Genomic DNA, 21,608 nt, shown 5'->3' on the forward strand with positions numbered 1-21,608 from the left:
TGGTAAGCATATTTGGAACGGGGGACAACATATGGCAACACCGAAACAGCCACTACGCACAGGCGTGCTGCTTGCAGCGATTCTGGTACTACTGACAGCCGTTATGGCGGGATGTGGAGGCCAGTCACAAAATAATAACGCAGCAGCACCTCAAACCACAGGCGACACTCGAACGATCAAACATGAGATGGGAAAAACCAAAGTTACAGGCAAACCCAAAAGAATTGTGACGTTGGAATTCTCTTTTGTCGATGCTGCTACCCAACTGGGCGTGATGCCTGTCGGCATAGCTCAGGAAAATGATGATGATATCGATGGGCTGCTTGGCAAAAGAATCGACTTTACACCTGTCGGCACACGCAAACAGCCGAACCTGGAAACGATCAGCTCTTTGAAGCCCGATTTGATTATTGCTGATCTGAACCGTCATAAGAGCATTTACAAAGAACTAAGTGAGATTGCTCCTACCATTGTTCTAAAGAGCCGCAATTCCTCTTATGAGCAAAACCTGGCATCCTTCGGCGTTATCGCTGACGCGTTGGGTGAGAAGGAAAAGGGTGAGCAAATTCTCGCAGCACATAAAGCTACAATGGCAAAGCTGAAAGAAGGCATCCAAGCTGGTGAGTCACGTAGCGTATTGCTTGGGGTATTTCGTTCTGATTCACTATCGGCTCACGGCGCTTCATCTTTTGATGGACAACTGCTGGAGCAAGCAGGCATCCACAATGCCCTTCAAAATACAAGCGAGCCTACAGTCAAGCTGACACTGGAGCAGATTGCACAAGCTGATCCGGACGTGATCTTCTTAGTGGAAGCCGATGAGAAGCTGCTTGCAGAATGGAAGCAAAATCCGTTATGGCAAAACATTACGGCCGTGAAAAAAGGGGAAGTTTACGAAGTAAACCGGGCACTGTGGACCCGGTACCGTGGACTCGGCTCTGCCGAGAAAATACTGGAGCAAGCGATTTCGCTTCTGTATCCCGCGCAAACTAAAGGAGACGGCTCCCGTTGATCGGACAAGCCTTACGCGACCGGCTAAATAAGCCGGTCTTCTTTGCACTTCTATTCGCGCTGCTGGCTGGACTATTGCTGAGCGTGGCGATTGGCCCAGTCAGGATGGACATCCCCACCATGCTGACTGCACTATTCACCGAGCATCCGTCCAAGGATCAGCTCATTATCTTGACGATACGCCTGCCACGTGCCGTCATTGGCCTGATCGTCGGCGCCGGGCTTGCCGTGGCCGGAGCGCTGATGCAGGCCATCACACGCAACCCGCTGGCTTCGCCGCAGGTATTTGGGGTCAGCTCTGGCGCTTCGCTAGCTGTCGTCCTGTCGGTCGTGCTGCTGCCGAATATCGGGTCGTCCGGCAGCATTTATTTTGCTTTTGCCGGAGCGATCGCAGGTGGCTCCTTCGTATATGCGCTGGCCGGAACGGCGGGCATGACGCCAGTCAAGCTGGCTCTTGCCGGGATGGCTGTGCATCTGCTGCTGGCCTCTGTCACTCAGGGACTGCTCGTATTCAACGAGCAAATATCCGATGTACTGTATTGGCTCGCCGGAGCCATCGACGGGTCTACTTGGGCCGACACGCGTCTGGTGCTGCCATGGTTCGCCGTCGGTATGATCCTTGCACTGGCGCTGGCCCCCTCGCTATCTGTGCTTAGCCTCGGTACAGAGGTCGCACAAGGACTGGGGCAAAACGTACGGCTTGTCCGCTTGCTAGCCTCGGTTTCAGTTATTATGCTGGCAGGCTCTGCTGTAGCGGTAGCCGGGGCCATCGGCTTTGTGGGTCTGATGGTGCCGAATATCATTAAGGTATTTACAGGCGACAATTACAAACGGGTCATCCCCCTGTCTGCAATCTGCGGAGCTCTGCTGCTGACATATGCGGACGTGCTTGGACGATTTATTGCCTTTCCTTATGAATCGCCCGTTGGTATCGTAACTGCGCTGGTGGGCGCGCCCTTCTTTTTATACCTGGCGCACAAGAACGGGAGGGCTTCACGATGAAAAAACTGTGGATTTTACTCGTGATAATGATGGGTGTTTCCTTTATAGCTATCGGCGTGGGCGGCACCTACATTACGCCCGCTGAGCTGATCACGGCGCTGACTAACCGAAATGCCTCTTCCTGGTTCATCGTTCACCATTATCGACTGCCTCGTGACCTGCTGGCCATCATGGCCGGTGCTGGTCTTGCTGTAGCCGGCGTGCTACTGCAAGGCATGATTCGCAACCCACTGGCTTCGCCGGATGTGGTGGGTGTATCCAAGGGAGCCGGCTTTTCTGCGGTTCTCGTCATCGTGCTGCTCCCCTCATCCCCGGTGGCGCTGCTGCCTGTCGCTGCCTTTGTCGGTGCCGGGTTAGCTGCACTACTGCTCGTACAGCTTTCGATGAGGGGAGGCATGCGTCCTAATATGCTAGCCTTAACCGGGCTGGCGGTAGGTGCTATCTTCCAGGCTGCGACCGATTATATTCTGGTCAAATATCCACTCGAAGCCAGCGATACGCTGACTTGGCTAGCTGGAAGCTTGTGGGGCAAAGGCTGGGATGAAGTATATGGGCTTTTGCCATGGTTAATTGTATTGCTGCCTCTCGCCTATACACTACAGCACAAGCTGGATATTATGAGTCTGGATGAGGAAAGCTCCGCTGGTTTGGGACTTAGCGTGAAGCGTATGCGCACAGGACTGCTGGCCGTATCTGTGGCCTTAGCTGCTGCCTGTGTCGCTGCCATCGGTTCCATCGGCTTTATAGGGCTGCTGGCACCACATCTGGCACGGCGATTGTTTGGTAATCGCCACCGCTATCTATTGCCCGGCGCAGCCATGATCGGTGCCCTGATCCTCGTCCTTGCCGATGCGCTCGGACGGGGGCTGAAGCCGCCGCTCGAAATCCCCGCCGGCATCGTGACAGCCGTAATTGGCGCGCCCTATTTCCTGTATCTCTTGCTGCGGGAACGCAAACAAAAAAGCAGCGGATAAGGAAACCTGTACACCGATCCGCTGATTGGTTTCTTTTCTAAACGATTCATCGTACAGTAACTTCGATATGCATTCCACACACAAGATTTCATTATGCGTCATATTGTCAGACAACATAAAAAAAGAGAGTCAGCCTGTATATGACACAAGCTGGCTCTCTTCACCCCTCAACACTTACGCTGGATAGGGTACTTCTGTTCCATTCAAAATGAGGTGCATCCGAATTTCCGCTTTTAGGGAATCAGATACTGCACAATATTTTTCCTTACCCATCTGAATCGCTTTCCATACGCGGTAATCTGGAATATCTCCATCTACGTGGAACGTCAGATCAATCGCAGTAAATCCTGTTGGCATTTGCTCCTTGCGTGTACCTTCTGCATCAATATCAATTCGAGTAATGTCCGACAAAAAACGATCCAAAATCATCGTAATATCAATACCGATACATCCCGCCAGACCTGCAAGCAGCAGTTCCATCGGTGTCATCCCTTTACCATCGCCGCCATAAGCCGCCGTAGCATCCATCCCTACGGAATAACCGGACGGTCCTTCCGAAGTAAACGCGCGTTTGCCATGCCAAGTTGTAGATACTTTCATAATCAATTGCCTTCTTTCCATCTTAGTGATCAATGATTTATTCTCGATTTAACTTAAAATTCGCTAATTTGACGCAAAAACTTTTGTGTCCTCTCATGCTGGGGAGCATCAAAAAATGCCTGTGGTGCAGCTTCTTCCACAATGATACCGTCCGCCATAAATACAACCTTGTCTGCCACCTCGCGGGCAAATTTCATCTCATGCGTCACGACGACCATCGTCATTCCATCTTGAGCCAACTCCCGCATAACCCCCAGCACCTCACCCACGAGTTCGGGATCAAGCGCCGATGTCGGCTCATCGAACAGCATAATCGCCGGGTCCATCGCCAGTGCACGTGCAATAGCTACCCGTTGCTGCTGTCCACCGGACAGACGAGATGGATGTACATCCTGCTTATCCAGTAACCCCACCCGCTTCAGCAGCTGTTGTCCGATAGACATAGCCTTGTCGCGCGGCATTTTCTTTACTGTCAGCAGTCCTTCAATGACATTGCCGATAGCTGTTTTGTGCGGATACAGATTGAATTGCTGGAACACCATCCCCGTCTGCTTGCGAATATCACGAATGGCTGCTTGGCGGGCACGAACAGGAGCCATAGCATTAACCTCAATCCCGTTCACCTCAAACTTGCCAGAAGACAACTCTTCCAGTCCGTTCAGGCAACGCAGCAGGGTACTTTTACCTGAGCCGCTGGGACCGAGCAATACGACGATTTCACGAGCGGCAACCTGAAAATCTATGCTTTTCAGAACCTCTACCTGTCCGAATCGTTTACCTAATCCGTTTGTTGTTATCATCATCTATCATCTCCACCTTAATAAGCTCGAGCCAGACGCTTTTCCACCCGCTCCAGTATAGCGGAGAATCCAATGCTCATAATCCAGTACATCAGGGCAATTTCGAGCAGAAACGGCATGTAGCGCAAATACTGCGCCTGTAAAAGCTGTGCCTGTCGCATCAATTCACTAACCCCGATAACCGACACAAGCGACGTTTCTTTAAGCATACCCACGAACGTATTCCCCATCGGTGCAATTGCAATGCGCAACGCCTGTGGAAGAATGATACGCCACATCGTTTGACCAGGCGACATTCCCGTCGCATAAGCAGCCTCGGTCTGTCCCTGTGGTACGGCTAAAATAGCTCCACGGAACGTCTCCGATAAGTACGCCCCTGTATTAATACTAAGCGCGAGGCAAGCAGCCGTTAACGATCCGAAAGATATTCCGTAATCATCCAGACCATAATAAATGACCGCAATCTGCACCAAAACCGGCGTTCCCCGGATGATCGATACATACATACGAGCCAGCCACCGAACAGGTCGATTCCCCTTCAAGCGCGCTACAGCAACAATCAAACCAATAATTAAACCAAACAGCATAGAAACAATCGTTATATACAGCGTATAATAAGCGCCCTTCAATAAAAAAGGGACGTTCTCCCACATTAATTCTAGCATCAATTATATTCCCTTCTTTCAGACGAGTGGCCCCATGTCAGCATAAAAGCCAAGACTGGAGCCAGATGCCTGTAACAGGCTTACGTTATTCTTTTGGCTCCTCGCCAAACCATTTTTTGAAAATTGTTTTGTAAGTGCCGTCTTCCTTCATTTCCTTCAGAGCCTTGTTCAAGGCTTCCTTGAGCTCAGGAGTTTTCTGGTTAATGGCTACAGCTGCTAGGTCTGATTTAATCGGCTCGCCTACGGCTTTAATTTGGAATCCGTTTTTGTCGATAATGGGTTTGAGAGCATATAGATTGTTAATGGTTGCATCAATACGACCAGAGTTTAGATCCTTCAATGAAGTAATGACATCATCATATGTTTTGATCTCAAAATCGCCTACCTTTGGCAGCACTTCGTTGCGCAGATAAGATTCATCATTTGTCCCCAAGCCGACACCAATGGTTTTGCCTTTAAAGTCTTCCAACTTCGTAATGTCATTTGTTTTGCTATTCACGATAATATTCACATTATTGGTGATATAGGGATCTGTGAAGTCAATGGCCTTCTTGCGATCCTCTGTAATCGCAACCTGGCTAACCACTGCATCGAATTTTTTCTTTTGCAGACTTGGAATCAATCCCGAAAATTCTTGGGCCGTGAATTCCGCTTTTACTCCAATCCGTTTCGCCAACTCTTTGGCAATATCCACATCAAACCCGTCCAACTCCTTGTTGTCGTTCAAGAAATTGTACGGTGGGTAAGTGCCCATCATGCCTACCTTCATTACACCGGCCTTCTTGATGGCTTCGAGCTGATTGGCGGCTGCTTCATTATTGCTGCCCGTTCCAGTTCCGGTATTGGAAGCTTCCTGTTTGGTACCGCAAGCGCTCAGCACAAGACTGAACAATGCCAGAGCCATGAGTGTGGTCACCAAGAATCCTTTATTACGTGTTTTCATGTATCGTTCTCTCCTGTCTAGATGTAAATGTTTAAGTTTGTATGTGTAATTTGGCTATATTATTTGTTGCCCACTACTCATTCATGCGATGTTGACCGTCTAGCTTTGACCTAATAGTCCGTAAAATTCAAAATTAGCAGCCTCTTCTGCCAATCTTGTAGCGGATACCTGCTTGATGTGGTCATGTGTTCCCTCTGAACCGAATAACCAGCGTATAATGATCCCTTCGATCATGCTCATGAGTAGTGCTGCCCTTAATTCGACATCTAATTCGGCAGGCAACATGTTCAGCTCGATTGCTCTCTCCATATTGCGCCGGAATGCAAGCTCCATCGCAGTTCTGGTCTCACGGATACTCTGCCGCACGGGTTCATCGACACCACTGCCGATCAGCAGCAAACCCATCAGATAACGGTTCTCCAATGCAAAATGAAATAGCCGAACAAACAGCGCTTCCGATGCCTTGACCATATCAGCCAGCGTTCCTGCATCACGGCGATACCCCTGCCCGATCGCTGACAAAAGTTGTTCACGGCCTGTTGCGATAATCTCCAGCGCCAGAGCCTCTTTACTTTTAAAATGCCAATAAAATGTGCCTTGAGCTACTCCTGCCTCCACCACAATATCTGAAATCTTCGTTTGGTGGTAACCCTGCTCAGCAAACCGCTTTAACGCAATGTGAAGAAGCTGAGTCCTGCGGTCTGTTTCTTTCGAAAGGGTTTTGGATTGCTTCGCCTTGCGTGGCTGCATGGGTTTCCTCCTCCCGATTGATCAGTCAGTCAGTTTTGTATTTTTAATCCTATAGGATAAGTATACTTTTGTCAAACGAAAAAAGAGAACCTCCGCAGAGGTCCTCTTATCCTATATATTGCTGTTATAGCAATGCTTTTGCCGCAATGTCTGTACGGTTTTGCTTGCCTTCAAAGGTAATACGAGCCGCCTGCTCGTAAGCTTTGTCCCGTGCCTCGGCAATGTCACGTCCCAAACCAACCACGCCTAATACGCGTCCGCCGTTCGTTACCCACTCACCCTGTTCGTTGATATCTGTGCCGGCATGGAATACGATGGCTTCATCTGCCTGATCCAATCCTTGGATAGGTATCCCCTTGGCGTAGGCTGCAGGATAACCTCCGGATGCCAGCACCACACACACCGCAGCTTCATCCTTCCACTCGATCTCCACCTGATCCAGTGTGCCGTTCACAGCAGCGAGAAAAATATCGAGCAAGTCGGATTTTAGGCGAGGCAATACGACTTGTGTTTCTGGATCACCAAAACGTGCATTAAACTCAATGGTCTTCGGCTTGCCGTCCGGCGAAATCATCAGTCCAGCAAATAAAACACCACGGAACGGGCGTCCTTCAGCAACCATAGCCTTGGCCGTCGGCTTAATAATCGTCTCAATGGCTTCCTCAATAATGGAATTGGCTATGTGAGGCAACGGGGAATACGTTCCCATGCCACCTGTGTTCGGTCCTTTGTCACCGTCAAAAACCGGCTTGTGATCTTGGGCCGCTGCCATTGGACGAACCGTTTCACCATCCACAAAGGAGAGAATCGACATTTCCTGTCCAGCAAGGAACTCCTCAATCACGACCTGTGCACCCGCTTCTCCAAAAACCTTCGCTACCATAATATCGGACAGCGCCTTTTCCGCTTCCTCCATCGAGTAAGCAACTGTCACGCCTTTGCCTGCTGCCAATCCGTCGGCCTTAATGACCACCGGAATAGGCTGTTCCTTCAAGTAGGCATGTGCTTCCTCATAGGTATAAAACTTGCGGTAAGTTGCTGTCGGAATTTGATATTTGTGCAGCAAATCCTTCATGAAGATTTTACTGCCTTCAATTTCCGCTGCATTTTTACGCGGTCCGAATACTGGAATGCCCTTCGCTTCAAAGGCATCCACAATGCCGTCTGCCAGTGGATCATCGGGGCCCACTACGACAAGTCCGACTTTTTTGGATTCCGCCAGTTCTGTCAGCGCGTCAAACTCACTCACCGGAATCGGCACACACTCCGCTAATTGTCCGATGCCAGCATTACCTGGCGCACAATAGATTTGTCCGGCCTTGGGGCTTTTCTTCAGCGCCCACACAATTGCATGTTCGCGGCCGCCCCCTCCGATAACCAAAATATCCATTCAGGTGATTCCTCCCGCCCCATTATGATCGTTCAGGTGTGCTGCATCCACCACTCACACAACTTAGTGCTTGAAATGACGTACGCCTGTAAAGACCATAGCAATGCCATATTCGTTAGCAACCTTGATAGATTCTTCATCTTTAATGGAACCGCCCGGCTGAATGACTGCTGTAATGCCTGCTTTAGCTGCCAACTCCAGCGTATCGCCCATCGGGAAAAATGCATCCGATGCCAATACGGCACCTTTTGCTTTGTCACCGGCCTGCTCGATCGCAATCTTGGCTGCTCCGACACGGTTCATTTGTCCTGCGCCTACGCCAATAGTCATATTATCTGCCGCCAGTACGATAGCGTTGGATTTCACATGTTTAACTACTTTCCAGCTAAACAAAAGTTGTTTCAGTTCCTCCTCGGATGGCGTACGCTCTGTTACAACTGTAAGTGCATCCGGGTTCACAGCATGAACGTCATTTTGCTGAACAACCATGCCGCCTTCAATGGAAGTCACGACGAAACGGCTCTTCGCCTCAGATGGGGAAAGCTCACCCAGATCAAGCAAACGGATATTTTTCTTTTTCGTTAAAATCTCCAATGCTTCTTTCGTGAAGCCCGGTGCCAATACAATTTCCAAAAAGATTTCACTCAGCTTATTTGCTGTATCGCCGTCAATAATCCGGTTAGCCGCGACAATGCCGCCAAAAATCGAGGTTGGATCTGCTGCGTAAGCTTTGCTGTACGCTTCATAAATACTGCCGCCAATTCCCACACCGCAAGGATTCATATGCTTAACTGCAACTACTGTCGGCTCGCTGAATTCTTTGACGATTTGCAGGGCTGCATTCGCATCATTGATATTATTATAAGACAACTCTTTACCATGAAGTTGCTTCGCTGTTGTTAGTGTACCCTTGGCCGCCAAAGGCTCACGATAAAATGCCGCCTGTTGATGAGGATTTTCGCCATAACGCAAATCCTGAATTTTTTCATAGGTTACAGTGTAACGCTCAGGCAGCGGATCGCCTGTCACATTCGACAAATAATCGGAAATCAAAGCATCGTATGACGCCGTATGACGGAACACTTTTGCAGCCAAACGCTTACGAGTATTGAGCTCCGTGTCACCATCCTTACGTATTTCCTCCAGTACAGTGCTATAGTCATCCGCATCGACCACTACACTGACAAAAGCATGGTTTTTTGCCGCAGAACGAAGCATTGTTGGTCCGCCGATGTCAATATTTTCAATCGCGTCTTCATAGGTTACACCGGGTTTGGCGATCGTTTCCGCAAAAGGATACAGGTTCACAACGACCAGATCGATATAATCCAATCCAAGCTCCTTCATCTGGCGCTGATGCTCTTCATTATCCCGAACAGCCAGCAAACCGCTGTGTACTGCAGGGTGGAGTGTTTTAACACGTCCATCCATAATTTCTGGAAATCCCGTTACCTCTGAAATACCGATGACAGGAATGCCCTCCTTCGACAGCAAGCTGCTCGTTCCCCCTGTCGAAACGATCTCCACACCCAATTTGGACAACTCGCGACAAAACTCCACGATTCCCCGTTTATCTGATACGCTGACGAGCGCTCTTTTAATACTCACCCTGTCTCCTCCTTTAGCTCTTTCAGAATTTTGCAAATTTCTCTTCTATCAATTTATTTCCCGAGAAATATCGGAAAATGCCTGTACAGTATCCTTGTTATGACAATGATATGACAAATTACAGTTATCTTTAGAGAAGTGAGCTCACCTTGCGGCCATTCAATTGGATTTTGCCTTGAGCCAGTCTACCAACTACCTCTGGATATAGCTGACGTTCCACGGATTGAATGGCTGCGGATAAGGATTCCGCTGTATCATGATCGTGAACTTCTACGACACGTTGGGCAATAATCGCACCAGTGTCCATCCCGCCGTCCACAAAATGGACGGTGACTCCACTTACCTTGACTCCATAGGCCAATGCCTGTCCAACAGCATCTTTTCCTGGAAATGCCGGAAGCAGTGACGGATGAATATTGATGATTTTCCCAGCGTAGGCATCAACCATGACACTGGATAGCAAACGCATATAGCCTGCTAACACGATGAGGTCAATCGATTTCTGCTCCAGCAAAGCCACCAATTCACGCTCATAGTCTTCTCGGGCAGGATATTCCTTAGGGCGAAAAGTATGACAGGCAATTCCAGCTTTCTGTGCTCTAGCTACAGCCGGAGCCGCAGGCTTGTCACAGATAAGTAGTTCTACCGAGGCGCCGCCCAGTTCACCCCGTGCGGCCGCATCCACCAAAGCCTGAAAGTTCGTCCCTTCGCCTGATGCAAAAACAGCAATCCGGTAATTGCCCATTATACCTCGGCTCCCGTAAAGGTCACGATCGAGCTGCCTTCCGTTACTTTTCCGATCACATACGCAGCTTCACCCTGTTCCCTCAGAACTTCCAATGCAGTCTGTGCGTGCTCTGCCTCAACAACGATCACCATTCCAATCCCCATATTGAAGGTCGTGAACATGTCTTTGTTAGAGATTTCTCCCTTTTCCTGCATGAGCTGGAAGATCGGCAGAATTGGCCATGTGCCATACTGTATATCTACATTGACGTGATCCGGTAATACTCTAGGGATATTTTCAATAAAACCGCCACCCGTGATATGCGCCATACCTTTTACTTTTACCTTGTCCAGCAATGCCAACACAGATTTCACATAAATTTTCGTTGGCTCCAGCAGTACATCGCCCAGTTTGCCATTCAAGCCTTCAATTTCATCATGCAAATCATAGCCTTGCTGTTCCAATAACAGCTTGCGAACCAGTGAAAAGCCATTACTGTGAACACCGCTGGAAGCCAGCCCGATTACGGTATCTCCAGGAGCAATAGAACTACCGTTAATGATTTTGCTTTTATCTACAATCCCTACCGTGAAGCCAGCAATATCATATTCGCCCTCACTGTACATCCCCGGCATTTCTGCGGTTTCGCCGCCGACCAACGCACACCCTGACTGATGGCAGCCCTCTGCGATTCCAGCGACTATAGCTTCAATCTTCTCGGGCACAACCTTGTCACAAGCAAGGTAATCTAGAAAAAAGAGAGGTTCTGCACCTCCGACGACAATATCGTTTACGCACATCGCAACTGCATCAATGCCAATGGTGTCATGACGATCCATTGCAAAGGCAAGCTTCAGCTTCGTGCCGACACCATCGGTACCGGAAACGAGTACAGGCTCTTCATACTTATCTTTATTCAGGCCGAACAACGCACCGAATCCGCCCAAGTCCGTGAGCACTTCCGGACGGAAGGTACGTTTTACGTGCTTTTTCATCCGTTCTACTGCTTCATTACCAGCAGCGATATCTACCCCTGCGTTTTTGTATGCTTCGGACATTCATGAACACTCCTTCAAATGATTGACCCTCCTAAGTCCTCCCTAGCAGGGAGGATTCCATGGGGCTGCTCCCCCTGGACCCCTCAAGAGTCGGTCAGATGCGTAGGATTGGGTGCTGCTTGGTGGTGGTTCGTAATGAGCGTCGCGTGTTTTCCATTGCGAGTTGCGGGTCTTCCCGCAATTCACAATGACACGCTTTGATGCGTGGCCGCCTTTGGTAGTGACGGCGGCGGGGACGTGCCGGGCCAAAGAAGTGAGCAGCGCCAACGGGCGGCTTACTTCTTTGGCCCTTGAGGCAGGCAGCTTCGCTCTGCCTGCTGCCTGAGCCTCGCTTCGCTGGCTCGCAGGCGGCTGTACAAGCCGCCTGTTAAAAACTCATGGCATGAAATAGTTATGCCATGAGTTTTTAACGGCCTTACCTAACCTCTTCCCGGTGGGAACAGAAGAGGTACAGGCACTGCTGCAAAATGCTGAACACCTGAGGAACGCAGCGGGTGGAAGGATTCTGGAGAAGCGAAAGCGTTCGCCTTTGCCGATGGATTCCTACCCTGTAAGGGGTTATTTCAATCCCGGAATCTGGCGGCAACAGCGATCCTAAGAACCTTGCACACGCGGAGTGGTCCCCTCAGAACCGCCATCCCATACCTCCATGCACCTCTGTACCTCTTTTGTTCCTATATTAACAACTACACCCGAACTTTTCTTCGCCTTTAAAATCTACCTGTGTCGGATAATCATTATCGAAACAAGCCAGGCACAAACCGCCCTTGTAATCCTGTTCGTTATGTCCGCCTACCGCGGCAATCAATCCCTCGGCGCTCATAAAATAGAGCGAATCAGCGTTAATCTCTTGCCGAATTTCCTCCACGGTTTTGGACGAAGCGATCAGTTCCCGACGGTCCGGCGTGTCGATACCGTAGAAGCACGGGTTTTTGAAAGGCGGTGAGGTAATTCGTACATGTACTTCCAACGCGCCCGCATCCCGCAGCATATTTACGATTCGACGAGATGTGGTGCCCCGAACGATAGAGTCGTCGATCATAATGACCCGTTTACCTTCAACAACACGGCGTACGGCGCTCAGCTTCATTTTCACACCCTGCTCGCGCAGCTCCTGACTCGGTTGAATAAAGGTACGTCCAGTGTATTTATTTTTAATCATGCCCAGCTCATAGGGAATACCTGTTTGCTCTGCATAACCAATTGCAGCCGATATGCTGGAATCCGGTACACCGGTAACCAAATCTGCATCGACAAAAGCCTCTAGCGCCATCTGGCTGCCCATTCGTTTGCGTGCTGCATGAAGATTAGAACCATTCAAGTCACTGTCAGGACGAGCAAAATAAATATACTCCATCGCACACAGCGCTTTACGCTGCTTATCTTCCGTATAACGGTCTTCGTGCAGTCCGTTTTTATCCAGAACTAGCAGTTCACTTGGCTCGATATCGCGCAACAGTTCTGCACCAATGGTTTCCAAGGCACAAGACTCGGATGCAAACAAATAAGCATCGCCCAATCTGCCCATCGTCAATGGACGCAAGCCGTTGGGATCAGAAGCCACAAGCAGCTTGTCATTGGTCATAATAAGGAAAGCAAACCCACCGACAATACGCTTTAATGCATCCTTGGCAGCCTCCACTAAATCCTTGGACGACCGAGCGATCAAATGTGCTACTACTTCGGTATCGCTGGTTGTTTGAAAAATAGACCCACCCTGCTCCAGTTCATGCCGAATTTGCAAAGCATTTACGATATTTCCGTTCGTCGCTACCGCCAAATCACCATCACGATACTTGAACACCAAAGGCTGTGCATTCGTCAGCTTACTGTCTCCACTTGTCGAATAGCGCACATGTCCTATGGCAATATCGCCTGTCAACGAAGCCATTAAGTCTTTATTAAATACTTCTTTGACAAGTCCCATTCCACGATGATAATGGAATTCGTCGCCACTGCTCACACAGATCCCTGCACTTTCTTCGCCACGATGCTGAAGCGCGTGCAAGCCGTAATAGGCTAGGGAAGCGGCATCGGAGTGTCTGTACACCCCGAATACGCCGCATTCCTCTTTTAATTTATCAAACAGCCCCTCTTTACCTGAGCCTTCATTATAATAATCTCCAGTCCACAACGTCCGTGCTGTTATTTCATCAGACATGGAATGACATCCTCCCAGATTTGCTTCAAACTGGCGACTGCCTCGTTCAAAGCGGGTTGTCCGTTCACCTCAACTGTCAATTGTGATCCTTCAACTTTTCCCAATACGGTAACTGGTACTTCCAGTCCACGCAGATGTGCTTCCAGAGCAGACGCTTTATCCGGTGATGCAGATAACAAAATGCGGGATTGACTTTCGCTGAATAAAGCATGGTCAGGGCGCAAAGACGTTTCTACGTTAACCTGCGCTCCCAATCCGCCGCTAATTCCAGATTCGGCAAGTGCTACAGCCAAACCGCCCTCTGCCAGATCATGTGCGGATTGTACCAATCCGGCCTGAATCGCTCCTAGTACCGCAGTCAGCAGTTTTTTCTCTACATTCAAATCGAGCTCAGGCGGACGCCCTTCGGATACACCGTGCACGATAGCCTGGAACTCACTGCCTCCTAGCTCAGCCTTCGTCTCTCCCACTAGGAAAATGACATCGCCTTCGGCTTTGAAACCTTGTGTTGTAATATGATCTGTGTCATGTACCAGACCGACCATACCGACTACAGGCGTCGGATAGATCGAACCTTTGGCATTTTCGTTGTACAAGCTAACGTTGCCCCCGATAACAGGTGTATCCAGTACACGGCAAGCTTCTGCCATACCGTCTACGGCTTTTTCCATTTGCCAGAAAATATCCGGTTTTTCAGGGTTACCAAAGTTCAGATTGTCCGTAATCGCCAAAGGCTCTCCGCCGGAGCATACAATGTTTCGAGCTGCTTCGCTGACTGCAATCCGTCCACCTACCTCAGGGTCCAGATATACATAACGTCCGTTACAGTCCGTAGTCATTGCAAGTCCCTTGCGGGTGCCACGTACGGTCACTACAGCTGCATCCGAACCCGGACGAACGGCCGTACTGGTGCGAACCATGTAATCATATTGCTCGTATACCCATTTCTTGCTAGCTACACTTGGTGAAGATAGCACCTTTTTCAGCACGCCGTTCAAGTCCGTTACTTCTGCATACCGAAGTGTGTCAATCGCAGCATTTTGCTCATAATAAGTAGGGACTTCGGAAGGCTTGTCATAGATCGGACACTCGTCAACCAGCGCCGTCACTGGCATATCACCCACCACTTCACCGTGATGGAACAAACGCAAACGACCGTCATCCGTCACTTTACCGACCTTGGCACAAATGACGCCCCAACGCTCGAAAATTTCAAGCGCCTGTGCTTCATCCTTAGGCTCAACAACGAACAACATACGCTCCTGTGATTCAGACAGCATCATTTCATAAGGTGTCATGCCCTCTTCACGCTGCGGTACCTGATCCAGGTACAGCTCAAGACCGTTGCCCGCCTTGCTTGCCATTTCAGCACTGGAGCAGGTAAGTCCCGCTGCGCCCATATCCTGAATACCCAGTACAATACCGCTGTCGATCAGTTCCAGACATGATTCCATAACCAGCTTTTCCATGAATGGATCGCCTACTTGAACCGCAGTCCGATTCGCTTCGGATTCCTCTGTCAGCTCAACGGATGCGAAAGTTGCTCCATGAATCCCGTCACGTCCTGTTGGTGGGCCTACGTAGAACACCGGGTTACCAACCCCTTTTGCCACACCACGTTGGATTTTATCATGGTCAATCAGTCCAACACACATTGCATTAACGAGCGGATTGCCTTCGTAGCTTTCGTCAAATACAACCTCTCCACCCACGGTCGGAATACCGATACAGTTCCCGTAGCCCGCAATACCCGATACCACATGCTCGAACAAATATTTCACACGGTCGCTCTCCAGCTTGCCAAAACGCAGCGAGTTCAAAACGGCAACAGGTCTTGCGCCCATGGAAAAAATATCACGGATGATGCCGCCTACCCCAGTTGCTGCCCCTTGGAAAGGCTCTACAGCGGATGGATGGTTATGACTTTCGATTTTAAATACAACTGCTTGGTTGTCTCCAATATCAACAATCCCTGCTCCTTCACCGGGTCCCATCAGAACTCGCGGACCGCTCGTCGGGAAACGTCTCAGCAACGGCTTGGAGTTTTTGTAAGCACAATGCTCTGACCACATAACACTGAACACGCCAATCTCCGTATAATTCGGCTGACGCCCCATGAATTCGCAGATCAGCGCATATTCACTGTCCGACACACCCATCTGCTGATACAGTTTATGTTCGGCAACCTGCTCTGCCGTCGGTTCCTTAGCGGACACTTGCTGCGCCATGACGATCCCTCCAAGCATTCAAAATAGATGTAAACATACGTTTGCCGTCATCCGTTCCAAGCAATGCGTCCACCGCGCGTTCCGGGTGGGGCATCATGCCCAGCACGTTACCTTGTTCATTACAAATCCCTGCAATATCCGTCATGGAGCCATTGGGATTATCTTTATACGTAAATACGATCTGATTGTTCGCCTGCAAACGAGCCAGCGTCTCATCATCACAGTAATAGTTGCCTTCACCATGTGCGATCGGAATAATGATCTCTTCACCAGCAGCATAATCTCTTGTAAAAGGCGTTTGGTTATTCGCAACCTGCAACACCGTATCACGGCAAAGGAATTTCATCGACAGATTACGGCGCAAAGCTCCTGGCAACAGCCCGGCTTCGGTCAAAATTTGAAAACCGTTGCAAATCCCCAAAATATATTTGCCCCCGGCAGCCGCTTTGGCTACTTCCTTCATCACCGGAGCAAACCTGGAAATCGCACCACACCGCAGATAATCCCCGTAGGAGAAGCCTCCCGGAACAAGAATACAATCGTAAGGTGACAGATCCGTTGCCGTATGCCAAACATAATCGACAGGTTCACCGACCGTGTCCTCTATCGCCTTATAGCAGTCAATATCACAGTTGGAGCCCGGAAAAACCAGAACTGCAAATTTCATGGAATCAGCCCTCCAGTTCGTAGCGGTAGTCTTCAATGACCGTGTTGGCCAACAGCTTTTCACACATCTCGATGATGCGTTTCTCTGCACTCTCGCGGTCTGTTGTATCCAGATTCAGTTCCATATACTTACCAATTCTGACGCTGTCCACTTCTCCGAAACCCATAGAATGCAGTGCGCCTTGCACCGCGACCCCCTGCGGGTCCAAAACGCTTTGCTTTATCGTGACATAGACTGTTGCTTTCATCATGTTCCTTCAGTTCCTCCTCCGAATGAGTGAATCCTATTGGTTGAATTATGATTACTATTTACTGTGCCGTCAGACGCCGCCAAATATCCGTATATCTTGCAGTTGTTTCTTCTACGACCTCAGCAGGCAACGGATCGGGCTTGCTATTCTTGTCCCAACCGGAGGATGCCAAATAGCTTCGTACCGGCTCCTTGTCCATGCTGTCAATCTCAACATCTAGTTCATACTTTTCCTGCGCCCAAAAACGGGATGAATCCGGGGTGAAAATTTCATCAATCAAAATCACTTTGCCATCAACAAGACCAAACTCAAACTTGCAATCCGCTAAAATGATTCCTCGCTTTTCGCAGAAAGCACGCGCAAATTCGTACAATGCCAAGCTTTTTTCCTCAAGTTCACCGGTTAGCTGGGCCCCGACCAGTTGCTTCATTTGGTGAAGGGAAATGTCCTCGTCGTGACCGACGTCGTTTTTGGCAGCCGGTGTAAATAAAGGCTTGGGAAAGCGTTCATTCTTACGTAGCCCCTTAGGCAATGGAATACCGTTTACCTCACCGGTCTGTTCATATTGACGCCAGCCGCCTCCGGTAATATATCCGCGCACCACACACTCGATGTCGATGCGTTCAGCCTTCAGCGTGACCATGATCCGATCCTTAAGCAGCTCTTTATTCTGTTCGTCGATGACATGTCCGAGCTTGTTTACATCGGTATGCACGACATGGTTTTCCAGCAGGTCTTTCGTCTGCTCGAACCAGAAAGTACTGAGCTTGTTCAGAACATTCCCCTTTTCCGGTACAGGCGGCTCCAACACATAATCAAAAGCTGAAATCCGATCCGTCACGACAATCAGAAAATGTTCTCCGAGATCATACAACTCACGCACTTTGCCTTTGTACAAAAGCGGCGCATGAATCAGACCTTCGGCGGTAGACAATGACATTTCATTACACCTCTTTCAAAAGAGTATGGCCCCTCCTAAATCGAGCCTTTGCCCCTCCTAAATCCTCCCCTCAGGGAGGACCCCCAGGGCTGCTGCCCTCGCGACTCCCGCAAGGGTTGGCTAATGGGCAAGGTGAGGGCGTGTATTTTGTAGCTATGGTGAAGTGAGCGCGTTTCGCTGGATGAAGGCTTGTTCGCACAAGCCCTCATCCAGCAACGCTTTTACGTTGGTGCGAACGGCTGGCTCAAGGCTTCGCTTCTTGAGCCTGTGCGTGCTCGTGAGGACTGCCGGCTGTTTGCTGCGCAAATTCGGCAACCCCCACGAGCACGTGGTCTGTGATAGAAAAGCAGTGGAACACGCTTTTCTATCGCTCTTGGGAAGGTGCGGCATCTTATGTGCCGCACCTCCCCTAGCTCTGCTCCCACACGAAGGTTGGTGCTGGAAGCAGCGGAGCGGACGGAATCGTTCTGGAGAAGCGTTAGCGCTTGCCTTTGCCCCTGGATTCCAACCTTTGCAGATTTTCCAGGAAACCAGGGGCAACAGCAATCGGAAGAATGATCCGTTCGCGCAGCGGCCTCATCACGCTCCTGAGCCTCTCCCAAGCACCAAACCGTCCTCTACTCCCCTAATCCCAACTTTTTAAAGATCGTATCCACGTTCTTCAAATGCCAAGCCGGGTTGAACGCATCCTCGATTTCATCCGGACTGAGCACGGCAGTAATTTCCGGAGTCGCCTCGACAATTTCGCGGAACTGGCGTTGCTCTTCCCATGCCTGCATCGCACGCGGTTGTACGGTATCGTAAGCTTTTTCACGACTAAAGCCCTTGTCGATCAGCTTCGTCATAATGCGGCCGGAGAATGGTACACCATACGTACGCGCCATATTGCGCTTCATATTTTCAGGGAAGACCGTCAGATTTTTCACGATATTGCCAAAACGGTTCAGCATATAGTTCAACAGCATCGTTGCATCTGGCAGAATGATACGTTCTACAGAAGAATGCGAAATGTCGCGTTCATGCCACAACGTTACGTTCTCATACGCCGATACCATATGCCCACGAATCACACGTGCCAGACCGGAGATGTTTTCACTTCCGATCGGATTGCGTTTATGTGGCATCGCGGAAGATCCTTTTTGACCTTTGGCAAAAGCTTCTTCCACCTCACGGAATTCACTCTTTTGCAATGCACGGACTTCTGTAGCAAACTTGTCCAACGATGTGGCGATCAACGCCAACGTGGCCATGTATTCAGCATGACGGTCGCGCTGGAGCGTTTGTGTAGAAATCGGGGCAGGCTTGGTGCCGAGCTTGCGGCATACGAATTCTTCCACAGCCGGGTCGATGTTGGCGTATGTTCCGACCGCACCGGACATTTTACCGTATTGTACTTGGTCAGCAGCATAGCGGAAACGTTCCAGATTGCGCTTCATTTCCTCGTACCACAGGCCCATTTTCAGTCCAAATGTGGTCGGCTCAGCATGCACTCCATGTGTACGTCCCATCATCGGTGTGTGCTTGTAAGCCAATGCTTTTTCCTTCAAAATTTCAATAAAATTCAGAATATCTCGTTCCAGAATTTCATTCGCCTGCTTTAACAGATAGCCCAGAGCCGTATCAACCACGTCTGTAGAGGTTAGGCCATAATGTACCCATTTGCGCTCGTCGCCAAGACTTTCGGATACCGTGCGGGTAAAAGCAATGACATCATGTCTTGTCTCCTGCTCAATCTCATAGATCCGTTCAATATCAAAGCTTGCATTTTTGCGCAGAGCCACGGTATCTTCTTTTGGGATAACCCCTAACTCAGCCCATGCTTCACAGGCACACAGTTCTACTTCCAGCCAAGCTTTAAATTTATTTTCTTCCGTCCAAATCGCTCTCATTTCCGGTCTGCTATAGCGTTCGATCATGACTATTTATTCCCCCAAATATTGGTTTGATCAATCCATTCCAGTGCTTGTTCCGTATCCTGGCACAACAGATTAATATGTCCCATCTTTCGGCCTGGCTTGGCTTCACTTTTTCCATACAAATGCAGCTTTGGTACAACACTCAATCCTTCAGCTTCAGCATCTGATTGTCCGAATCTTCGAATTACGTCCTCCAAATGCTCACCTAGTACATTGACCATCACCACCGGAGTCAGCAGCTTCGTGTTGCCCAGTGGCAAACCACAAATCGCACGTATATGTTGCTCAAATTGCGAGGTGGCGCAACCCTCCATCGTGTAATGGCCGGAGTTATGGGGTCGTGGTGCCAACTCATTAACGTATAATTGTCCGTCTTCGGTGACAAACATCTCCACAGCTAGCAGTCCCACCGCATCCAATGACTCCGCCACAGCCAGCGCCAATTTGCGTGCTTCCTCCTGGACAGCTTCAGGTACGCGTGCGGGTACAATCGACGTGTGCAAAATATTGTTCACGTGGATGTTTTCCGCAGGTGGAAAGGCTTTGGCTTCACCGTTCGTGCTGCGAGCTACAATCACCGAGATTTCGCAGCGAAAACGGATGAACTGTTCCAACACCAGTTCCGCACCGCTTCCAGCCAGTTGCTCGTAGGCATTCGTGGCTTCCTCCGATTGGCGAATGACCACTTGGCCCTTGCCATCATAACCGCCGACTGCTGTTTTGAGCACACACGGCACACCCAGTTCGGCTACCGCTTGAGCCATATCGGCAGGACTGCTAATTTCACGATATGGAGCGACAGGAACACCAGCTGCTTCAATAGCACGTTTTTCACGCAGACGATGCTGTGTCGTGTACAAAAGACTGCTGCCCTGCGGTACACTGGATTCCTGTTCCAAAAGCGCGGCTACACCCGCATCCACATTTTCAAACTCATACGTGATCACGTCACACCGTTCAGCCAGTTCTCTGGCCGCGTGCTCATCATCATAGGCAGCACGGATTTGTTCTGACACCTGTCCACACGGACTATCCGGTGCAGGGTCCAGTGTCACGAAGCGATAGCCTAGGTTTGTTCCTGCTAGTACAAGCATTCTGCCTAATTGTCCGCCTCCCAAAATTCCAATCACTGTGCCAGGAGGGCGAATACGGCCTGCGGATTCACATGCTTCATTCATAGCGAGTCACTGCCTTCCAGTACCTCGTCACGGATACGGTCGCGTCTTGCCACAACCCGCTGACTTATCTTTTCGTCAAAAGCACCTAATATTTGTGCAGCCAGCAACCCTGCGTTGGTAGAGCCTGCCTTACCGATTGCCACAGTGGCGACTGGAATACCACCCGGCATCTGCACAATGGAGAGCAGGGAGTCCAGACCATTCAGAGCCTTCGACTGGACAGGCACACCAATCACTGGCAAGGAGGTCTTCGCAGCTACCATTCCCGGCAGATGTGCAGCCCCACCCGCTCCAGCAATAATGACCTTTAGTCCGCGCCCGGCGGCCTCTTCTGCAAAACGAAACATTAAATCCGGTGTACGATGGGCTGAAACTACTTTTTTCTCATATCCGATTTCAAGCTCGTCCAGCACAGCACATGCATGTTGCATGGTGTCCCAGTCTGATGTGCTGCCCATAATGACAGCGACCTGCACTGACATGTCCTTCACTCCCTGTTTATCAATAAGCGCCAAAAATCCGGCACTCGAAAATAACGTTATTTTCAAGACACCGGACTACGAAAAAACAAACGACAGAGCCTCTTAAAGGCATGCCAAAAGCAAGCCTGTTCCACCGCATCCAATGCGGCTTCAGCCGTATGTCTCCCGTAGTCCGGAAATTTAAGGTTTCCAGGTAGAAACTTCCGGGCCATATCCCCGGCATTATACGAGTCAGGATTGTGCTTACTCCATACCCAA

The 21,608-nt window shown here is 49.9% G+C and carries 20 protein-coding genes and 1 riboswitch; of the genes, 3 read left to right on the forward strand and 17 right to left on the reverse strand.

Annotated features, from left to right (window positions below; genetic code table 11):
- Positions 1 to 31: 31 nt before the first annotated feature.
- Genes MMB75_RS16715 through MMB75_RS16725 form a run of 3 tightly spaced genes read left to right on the forward strand, consistent with a single transcriptional unit; the run spans position 32 to position 2,987 of the window.
- Positions 32 to 1,012, forward strand: a complete 981-nt coding sequence (locus tag MMB75_RS16715) for an ABC transporter substrate-binding protein (RefSeq protein ID WP_017426181.1) — start codon at positions 32 to 34, stop codon at positions 1,010 to 1,012.
- On the forward strand, positions 1,009 to 2,013 hold the full coding sequence (locus MMB75_RS16720) for a FecCD family ABC transporter permease (RefSeq protein ID WP_017426180.1): 1,005 nt from the start codon (positions 1,009 to 1,011) through the stop codon (positions 2,011 to 2,013). The genes MMB75_RS16715 and MMB75_RS16720 overlap by 4 nt, the downstream gene beginning before the upstream one ends.
- Positions 2,010 to 2,987, forward strand: coding sequence for a FecCD family ABC transporter permease (locus MMB75_RS16725; protein WP_045244212.1), 978 nt, complete (start codon positions 2,010 to 2,012; stop codon positions 2,985 to 2,987). Before MMB75_RS16720 ends, MMB75_RS16725 begins: the two co-directional genes overlap by 4 nt.
- Positions 2,988 to 3,161: 174 nt before the next feature.
- Here MMB75_RS16725 and MMB75_RS16730 read toward each other — a convergent pair whose 3' ends face one another.
- From MMB75_RS16730 to purE, 17 genes are all read right to left on the reverse strand, one after another.
- Positions 3,162 to 3,587: an OsmC family protein gene (locus MMB75_RS16730; RefSeq protein WP_044787193.1), complete on the reverse strand. Its 426-nt coding sequence runs from the start codon at positions 3,585 to 3,587 to the stop codon at positions 3,162 to 3,164.
- Between the two features lie 53 nt (positions 3,588 to 3,640).
- Complete coding sequence (locus MMB75_RS16735; RefSeq protein WP_016819780.1) at positions 3,641 to 4,390, reverse strand: amino acid ABC transporter ATP-binding protein; 750 nt, start codon at positions 4,388 to 4,390, stop codon at positions 3,641 to 3,643.
- Between the two features lie 14 nt (positions 4,391 to 4,404).
- Positions 4,405 to 5,052, reverse strand: coding sequence for an amino acid ABC transporter permease (locus MMB75_RS16740; protein WP_016819779.1), 648 nt, complete (start codon positions 5,050 to 5,052; stop codon positions 4,405 to 4,407).
- A gap of 85 nt (positions 5,053 to 5,137) precedes the next feature.
- Positions 5,138 to 5,995: a transporter substrate-binding domain-containing protein gene (locus MMB75_RS16745; protein ID WP_045244213.1), complete on the reverse strand. Its 858-nt coding sequence runs from the start codon at positions 5,993 to 5,995 to the stop codon at positions 5,138 to 5,140.
- A gap of 99 nt (positions 5,996 to 6,094) precedes the next feature.
- Positions 6,095 to 6,745, reverse strand: coding sequence for a TetR/AcrR family transcriptional regulator (locus tag MMB75_RS16750; protein WP_277509037.1), 651 nt, complete (start codon positions 6,743 to 6,745; stop codon positions 6,095 to 6,097).
- 124 nt (positions 6,746 to 6,869) lie between these two features.
- Positions 6,870 to 8,135, reverse strand: coding sequence for a phosphoribosylamine--glycine ligase (gene purD, locus MMB75_RS16755; protein ID WP_045244214.1), 1,266 nt, complete (start codon positions 8,133 to 8,135; stop codon positions 6,870 to 6,872).
- Between the two features lie 63 nt (positions 8,136 to 8,198).
- A complete protein-coding gene (gene purH, locus MMB75_RS16760) occupies positions 8,199 to 9,743 on the reverse strand; it encodes a bifunctional phosphoribosylaminoimidazolecarboxamide formyltransferase/IMP cyclohydrolase (RefSeq protein WP_045244215.1) in 1,545 nt (514 codons plus the stop codon).
- A 130-nt stretch (positions 9,744 to 9,873) separates the two neighbouring features.
- Entirely contained in the window at positions 9,874 to 10,488 is a 615-nt protein-coding gene (gene purN / locus MMB75_RS16765) for a phosphoribosylglycinamide formyltransferase (protein ID WP_017426174.1), read from the reverse strand.
- Complete coding sequence (purM, locus tag MMB75_RS16770) at positions 10,488 to 11,528, reverse strand: phosphoribosylformylglycinamidine cyclo-ligase (protein WP_045244216.1); 1,041 nt, start codon at positions 11,526 to 11,528, stop codon at positions 10,488 to 10,490. The genes purN and purM overlap by 1 nt, the downstream gene beginning before the upstream one ends.
- A 679-nt stretch (positions 11,529 to 12,207) precedes the next feature.
- Positions 12,208 to 13,689 carry an amidophosphoribosyltransferase gene (purF, locus tag MMB75_RS16775; RefSeq protein WP_045244217.1) on the reverse strand — a complete coding sequence of 494 codons (1,482 nt, stop codon included), beginning with the start codon at positions 13,687 to 13,689 and terminating at the stop codon, positions 12,208 to 12,210.
- Positions 13,674 to 15,917, reverse strand: coding sequence for a phosphoribosylformylglycinamidine synthase subunit PurL (gene purL, locus MMB75_RS16780; RefSeq protein ID WP_045244218.1), 2,244 nt, complete (start codon positions 15,915 to 15,917; stop codon positions 13,674 to 13,676). Before purL ends, purF begins: the two co-directional genes overlap by 16 nt.
- Positions 15,895 to 16,584, reverse strand: coding sequence for a phosphoribosylformylglycinamidine synthase subunit PurQ (gene purQ, locus MMB75_RS16785; protein ID WP_045244219.1), 690 nt, complete (start codon positions 16,582 to 16,584; stop codon positions 15,895 to 15,897). Before purQ ends, purL begins: the two co-directional genes overlap by 23 nt.
- A gap of 4 nt (positions 16,585 to 16,588) precedes the next feature.
- A complete protein-coding gene (gene purS, locus MMB75_RS16790) occupies positions 16,589 to 16,834 on the reverse strand; it encodes a phosphoribosylformylglycinamidine synthase subunit PurS (RefSeq protein ID WP_013308797.1) in 246 nt (81 codons plus the stop codon).
- 58 nt (positions 16,835 to 16,892) lie between these two features.
- Positions 16,893 to 17,774, reverse strand: a complete 882-nt coding sequence (locus tag MMB75_RS16795; RefSeq protein ID WP_045244220.1) for a phosphoribosylaminoimidazolesuccinocarboxamide synthase — start codon at positions 17,772 to 17,774, stop codon at positions 16,893 to 16,895.
- A 617-nt stretch (positions 17,775 to 18,391) separates the two neighbouring features.
- Complete coding sequence (gene purB, locus MMB75_RS16800) at positions 18,392 to 19,690, reverse strand: adenylosuccinate lyase (RefSeq protein WP_031462891.1); 1,299 nt, start codon at positions 19,688 to 19,690, stop codon at positions 18,392 to 18,394.
- A gap of 2 nt (positions 19,691 to 19,692) precedes the next feature.
- Positions 19,693 to 20,868 carry a 5-(carboxyamino)imidazole ribonucleotide synthase gene (gene purK / locus MMB75_RS16805; protein ID WP_016819765.1) on the reverse strand — a complete coding sequence of 392 codons (1,176 nt, stop codon included), beginning with the start codon at positions 20,866 to 20,868 and terminating at the stop codon, positions 19,693 to 19,695.
- A complete protein-coding gene (gene purE / locus MMB75_RS16810) occupies positions 20,865 to 21,350 on the reverse strand; it encodes a 5-(carboxyamino)imidazole ribonucleotide mutase (protein WP_013369467.1) in 486 nt (161 codons plus the stop codon). Before purE ends, purK begins: the two co-directional genes overlap by 4 nt.
- 148 nt (positions 21,351 to 21,498) lie before the next feature.
- A riboswitch (purine riboswitch) is annotated at positions 21,499 to 21,600 on the reverse strand.
- Positions 21,601 to 21,608: the final 8 nt, after the last annotated feature.

It is taken from the genome of Paenibacillus sp. P2(2022), from assembly GCF_029522175.1.
Lineage (GTDB): Bacteria > Bacillota > Bacilli > Paenibacillales > Paenibacillaceae > Paenibacillus > Paenibacillus polymyxa.